The organism is Mailhella massiliensis, from assembly GCF_020741395.1.
GTDB classification, from domain to species: domain Bacteria; phylum Desulfobacterota; class Desulfovibrionia; order Desulfovibrionales; family Desulfovibrionaceae; genus Mailhella; species Mailhella massiliensis_A.
The window spans coordinates 1-5,952 of the sequence record NZ_DYZA01000053.1 but is presented as its reverse complement, the minus strand read 5'-3'; the positions used below and the strand labels follow the sequence as shown (position 1 = coordinate 5,952).

Genomic DNA, 5,952 nt, shown 5'->3' with positions numbered 1-5,952 from the left:
TTCTGGAGCTTGCCGCCGGGGTTTGAACAGCCTTCACGACGGAGCGCTGCGCTTTTCAGGCCGGGCGTTTCGCGTGAGAGGCTGAACCTGTGAAAAACGCCGCCTGCCGGTTTCCGGTATGCGGCGCTTTTTCATGACAAGTAAATGATGCGACGGATCAAAAAAGCCGGGTGCTGGTATGTCTGCCCTTCGCTGCTGTAGAAGGGAAAAGTCTCCATCAGAGATCATAGGAAGATGACGGGTGTTTCCTGCGTTCTGCGGTACGAAACTACTTCAAAACCAAAGGAAAACGGAGATACCCCAGGGGGGAGAAAGAGCTGCTTTCGACAGGACAAGAAAAAAATGGTGGCCAGAATGAGTTTTGTTCCCCGCAGGTCTTGGGAAGCTCCGGATTGTCGAAGAAGTTCACCTGTTTTTTTCATCAGCGATGTTCATGGGGTTCAGGCAAAGAAAATGCGCATCATCGGAAGCCTCCCCATGATGTTCAGACAGCCGGGCCGCCTCCTCAGGTAAAGGCTTGGAGATCTTGCGGAAGGGGCATCAAGAGAAATGCTGTTATTAACACGGAGTGTATTTAATGAAAAATATAGTGAAAAGCACATCATAATGAACGATGAAAAGTATTTTTGATGAATAAGTAATCGGTAATCATTATGAGCATATTAACATATATTGATTATATCTGGTTTATTGGTGAGTCCTTTCACAGGAAGGAAAAAACGCCCGGCGATGGTGAAGCACTGATTATGTGGTGCTGGTATCTGGATATTTTTTTTCCGTTGCTGACATGTATCCACCTGTTTGCACTTGAGTGGATATTCTACGCGATTGCTCTGCCGGTGTTGCTCCTTTTTCCTTTTTTCTATTGTCGCTTCCGATATACTAAAAAGCGCCGGAATGAAATTTTTGCAAGATTTCATTACAGAAAGACGGGTAGACGATTACTGTTTATATGGCTGGCGATTCTCAGTATGTGTTGCCTTGAAGCTTTTTTGATGTTTCATTTCGGATTTTGGGAATAAAAGCCGAGGCAACTTCTGTTTCAGAATTTTTTCTTTTTTCTCGGCGTTGATGCTCCACCGGGAACAGGCAGCTGCTTTTCGTTCATACCGGCATGTCGTCGGCTTCTGAATGTGGACTGTTCCGTACACAGGTACATAGTATTTGCTTGCCATGTTTTCTTTTCGGCTGTGCGTCAGCGTACATGGCGGGCTTGAAGCGTTGACATAAGAGGCTCACCGGCCTGATATGTTCAATTCGGCGGCTTTCAGTGCGATAGGCAACATTTTTACAGGGGCTGAACAGGCCGACCATGTCGATGTGGCAGGCAGGAATACGGCAAAGATATCCGGGAGCATCGGGCATCATCCGGACGGGATAACATCGGAAAGCCAGTATCCCATGCGGCGGAAGCCCATGCACGGGCTTCCTGTGGCAGAGTTGCGGAGGTCGCGCGCCTGTCGGAGCACGTCTGGCAAAAAGCGTACAGGCGCATCAAGGAACTGCCGGCCATGCTGCCGCAGAGCACGTTGCGCGGAAAGGCTGCCGCCTGGCAGGGAGGAATGTTCCGGCCTCTGGAAGAGAGAGCCCGGCGAAAAGAAAAAAGGCGGAATCCTCTGCTCCCCCGCCCCGACTGCGGGCGTGCCCCGCAAGGGGGAATACCGCTTCCCCGGGAAGTGCGGACTGCGTCTCCTTCAGGGGATTTCGGCCCGCAGCTCCCTTTTTCAGCGCTTTTCCTTAGCTCCGTGCGGTATGTGCCGGAGGCGGAGAAGCTGCGCGGCGCTCTGTCTGCCGTGCATGAGGCAGAGCATCACGCCCATGAGGATGAGCGCCGTGCCCACCCAGAACGACAGGGAAACAGATTCGCCCAGAAGCAGGGTGCCGAGCGCCGTGGCCGAAAGGGGCTGTACGGGATAGAAGGCGGAGCAGGTACCCGCCTCCGCAAGGGAAAGACTTTCGTTCCACAGCAGATGGGCCACACAGGTGCACATGACGCCCATGTACAGCAGGGCAAGGACGACGCCCCCATCCCACACGACGGGGCTGCGGGCCAGTTCTACCGCCGACACGGGCAGCGTGCACGCAAGCGCCACGCCCATGCTCCAGGCCGTGATGAGCAGCGGGGGGTAGCGGTGGCTTATCTTGCGGATGAGGATGGAAACAAACGACCAGAGCAGCACGGAAACGAGGGAAAGGGCGATGCCTGCCCTCATGTCGCCGCCGTGGACGCCGCCGAGCACGGCATAGACCCCGGCAAGGCCCAGCGTAAGGCCGGTAATTTTCTGGAAGGTGAGTTTTTCGTTGAGGAGCAGGGCCGCCATAATCATGATGACGATGGGATTCAGGGAGTTTATGAGGGAGGCGAAGGAGGCGCTGGAATATTTTGTACCCAGAAGCTGCAGCACCAGGGCCACGAAATAGCCCAGGAAGCCGATCACGAAAATATATTTGTAATCTTTTTTTTCTATGGGGCGGTATTTCTTTATACGGATGAATGCAAACAGAAGAAGGAAGGCGACGGCGTAGCGTACAAGGGAGACCGTGAAGGGCGGCACCTTGTCGAGCACATATTTGCTTGCCACATAGAGGCTTCCCCAGAGAAAGAAGGTGAGGAAGAGGTAAAGATAGACGAGTTTTTCCTGTCTGATAGTCATGTCGTTCTCCGGGCGGAAAAGGCCGCTTTGCTTTCGGCCGGGATGGAGGCCGTTCCCGCAAAGGGAAACGGGAAGATGCATATCCCTCCCCGCGTGATTTATCAATGACCTCATTTGGGCGGGGAAGGCTGCCTGCGGGCGGTCAGGGAGCAATTTCCGTGGTGCGGCCGGGCGCAGAAAAGCCCCGCCTTATGGAAGGCGGGGCTTCGGGCTTTGTGGAGAAATCAGAATCCCATAGCCACGGCGACAAGCATGACGATCACGGCAAGCGCCGTCCAGAACAGGAACAGGGGCAGCACCCGGCCCGCCCAGGCCTTATAGCTGACGCCCGCCGCAGCGATGCAGGCCATCATGGTTCCGTTGGTGGGGAAGATCACGTTGGAAAGGCCGTCGCCGAGCTGGAAGGCCAGCACGGCCGTCTGTCGGGTAACATGCACCACGTCGGCCAGAGGGGCCATGATGGGCATGACTACGGCCGCCTGCCCGGAGCCCGAGGGCACGAAGAAATTGAAGAGCAGGTTGAAGAGGAACATGACCGGGGCGACCATGGCGTCGTGCAGACTGTCCAGCGCAACGGCCATGCCGTAGATGATGGAGTGGAGGATATGCCCTTCGCTCAGCACTACGGAAATGCCGGTGGCAAGGCCGATGAGCATGGCCGAGAAAGTCATCTGCCTCGCCCCCTGCAGGAATCCGGCAACAAAGCCGTTCATGCCCATGCCCGTGACCAGGGCGCCGAACATGGCTACCAGCATCATGATGCCCGCCATGTAGTTCATGCCCCAGTGCCAGGTAAGCGATCCCCAGACATAGATGCAAAGTCCTGCCGCAAGGCCGAGAATCGCCAGGGCATGGCGTGCGTTGAAGGGGACGGTCGCACTCTCCGTGACAGGAGGTTCTTCGTCGTCTTCCGGTACGCCTGCATGAGGAGTTTGCCGTACCTTGTTGGCGTAATGCACGATGAATGCGACGGTGGGCAGGAAGAAGGCCAGCCACACGGCGCAGCGGAAGCCGAAGCCGGAGAGCATGGGCAGGCCGGAAATCTGCTGGGCTATCTGTACCGTCATGGCGCATACGGGGCTGGTGGCGTAGCCGCCGTAGGCGGCCAGGAACATGACGGCCACGCCCGTCACTCTATCCGCCCCGAGCTTGCGGGCGAGGAGGACGCCTATGGGGATGGTGGCCACCACTGGGTTGGCCATGACGCCGGACGCGCCGAGGATGCTCATGATGAGGGCGAGGGAGGGCAGGATGAGGAAGGAACGGGAACCTAAGGCACGCACCAGATAACTGATGAAGGCGTCCACGGCGTTGCTTGCGATGAGCACCTGAAAATAGCCGCCCACCAGAAAGGTGAACACGATGATGGGCCCGGCCTTGACCATGCCCGCAAACACGGCGTCGACCAGGCCCCAGGGGGAAACGCCCTGCTGCGCGATGGAGTGATATGTCGCGGGGTCGAGCAGTTTCGTGCCGGGAATGAGGTCGTAGACCCCGGCCGGGACGATATGCGTCAGTACTGCGGCCAGCACCATCATGGCAAAAACGATGACCAGGGAATTGGGAAACGTGAATCTTTTTACCGGAGCGTTCATGGAAGGCCTTTTTTCTGACTTGCTGGGGATGTTCAGCGCTGTTTTTTTCTCTTGGGTGCGGGAGAGGCTATTTCCCGTCGTCCGGCAGGGAGAGGATGGTCGTCACCAGCTTTCTGCACTGCGGCAGCATGGAGGAGCGCAGGGCGTATTCCTCTTTTGTGTGGGCGTTGGCTCCGGCTATGCCCAGGGAACAGAGGGTGGGGATACCCATCTGTGTGATGAAGGCGCTGTCGGAGCAGCCTCCCACAGAAAGGGGCGTGACCGGGCCGAGGCCGAGCAGATGCGAAGCTTCGCCGTACAGAGCAAGGAGCCTGTCCGTACCGGGAGTTTTCTCCATGGCCGGATAGCGGCCGAGCAGGGAAAGCGTTGCTGAGGTGCCGGGCAGGGGAAGCTCTTCGCAGAGCGCGCCCAGCTCGCGGAGGGCCTTTTCATAGCCGGCGTTGCTGTGGTAGCGAAGGCCGAGGGAAATGTCGCAGGAATCGGCGATGACGTTGGCCCCCGTTCCGCCTGTGATTTTTCCGCAGTTGAAAAGGTTGCCGGAAAAATCGGTAAGCTGTTCGATGCGTTCCACAAGACGCGCGGCCGTGCGTATGGCGCTGGCGCCTTTTTCAGGGTTGCGCCCGGCATGGGCGGCGATGCCCGTGACGTGGATGCGCATGACGGCTCCTCCCATGCGTTCCGTGACGATTTCATTGCAGGGGGAACCGCTTTCGCAGTTGAAGGCCGCCGCGCAGCCTTCGCATGCCCTGGTGAAAAGCTGTCCTCCCTGCCCTTCAGAAAGCATGTGCGCCGTCTCCTCATCGCTGGAGAGGACGAGCCTGATCTGACGTTTCCTGTATCCGCCGGCCATGAGCGCCCTGACGGCAAAGAGCGCGATGACGATACCTCCCTTGCAGTCGTACACGCCGGGGCCGTACAGGAAGTCGCCGTCCTGCCGGAAAAGCACGGGCCAGCTCCCGGCGGGGTGCACGGTATCGAGGTGGGCGAGCAGAGCCACCGGCTTCTGCGCGCCGGGCGCAGTCCGGGCGAAGAGCGCGTCCCCGGCGTGGGCATAATGCTCTTTTTCGCAGGTCATGCCCATGGCGTCGCAGTAAGTGTCGAGGTGGGCGGCAAGGCGGCTCACGGCGGCTTTATCGGCGGAGGGAGTCTCCATTTCCACAAGGTTCTTCAGAAGCTGGAACATCTCCGCTTCTCTAGCGTCGAGGTATTCCATGGCCTTGTGTCACAGCGCATCATGTTTCATCGTAAACACTCTTTTGTTGCGGAAAAAAGATGTGTCATCGTATCCGTATCGGAAAAAATAGGCAAGTGCGCATTGCCTCTCTTTGCAAGTGGGAAGAAAAAGGTAAAGATTATGGTACGGAAAAAGGGCGTTTCATGGAAAAAGTCGGTCAGGTAAGTAAAGGTGCATGTTTTTTTCATGAAGAAAGGGACATTTTTCCATAGGAAGTTTATTTCTGTGCGTCGTGATACAGATTTGAACCGACAGATTACTCATACGGAAAAGAATATCGGTAACTTCCGGTAGTTGCTTTGCCTGCTCCGGCATCGTTGGCGCATTGCGGCGGCCTTTCGAGGGGAGGGGACAAAGGGGCGGGGCGATGCCGTGCGCTTTCTTTCAGGGAATCCCGGGGCGCTGTGGGGCGTAAAAGATCCGGAACATTCCCCGGTGAGATGAGCCGGAAGGCCGGTATATAAAAAAG

4 protein-coding genes are annotated in these 5,952 nt (G+C 57.0%); 1 reads left to right on the top strand and 3 read right to left on the bottom strand.

Going from position 1 to position 5,952, the window contains the following annotated elements; all coding sequences use genetic code 11:
* Positions 1 to 1,724: 1,724 nt before the first annotated feature.
* The 3 genes from K8W16_RS02840 to K8W16_RS02830 form a co-directional block, all read right to left on the bottom strand.
* Positions 1,725 to 2,654, bottom strand: coding sequence for a DMT family transporter (locus tag K8W16_RS02840; protein WP_304120973.1), 930 nt, complete (start codon positions 2,652 to 2,654; stop codon positions 1,725 to 1,727).
* Positions 2,655 to 2,878: 224 nt separating this feature from the next.
* A complete protein-coding gene (locus tag K8W16_RS02835) occupies positions 2,879 to 4,249 on the bottom strand; it encodes a YfcC family protein (protein ID WP_304120972.1) in 1,371 nt (456 codons plus the stop codon).
* 67 nt (positions 4,250 to 4,316) lie between these two features.
* The gene (locus tag K8W16_RS02830) at positions 4,317 to 5,462 is read right to left on the bottom strand and encodes a M20/M25/M40 family metallo-hydrolase (RefSeq protein ID WP_304120971.1); all 1,146 of its coding nucleotides are present in this window, start codon (positions 5,460 to 5,462) and stop codon (positions 4,317 to 4,319) included.
* 59 nt (positions 5,463 to 5,521) lie between these two features.
* Here K8W16_RS02830 and K8W16_RS02825 point away from each other — a divergent pair, with 59 nt between their 5' ends.
* Positions 5,522 to 5,695, top strand: a complete 174-nt coding sequence (locus tag K8W16_RS02825; protein ID WP_304120969.1) for a hypothetical protein — start codon at positions 5,522 to 5,524, stop codon at positions 5,693 to 5,695.
* The last annotated feature ends 257 nt before the right edge of the window (positions 5,696 to 5,952 follow it).

Coding starts and splice junctions, on each gene's coding strand:
- K8W16_RS02830 (WP_304120971.1), bottom strand. CDS start 5,462: ATGGAATACCTCGACGCTAGAGAAGCGGAGATGTTCCAGCTTCTGAAG.
- K8W16_RS02835 (WP_304120972.1), bottom strand. CDS start 4,249: ATGAACGCTCCGGTAAAAAGATTCACGTTTCCCAATTCCCTGGTCATC.
- K8W16_RS02840 (WP_304120973.1), bottom strand. CDS start 2,654: ATGACTATCAGACAGGAAAAACTCGTCTATCTTTACCTCTTCCTCACC.
- K8W16_RS02825 (WP_304120969.1), top strand. CDS start 5,522: ATGTGTCATCGTATCCGTATCGGAAAAAATAGGCAAGTGCGCATTGCC.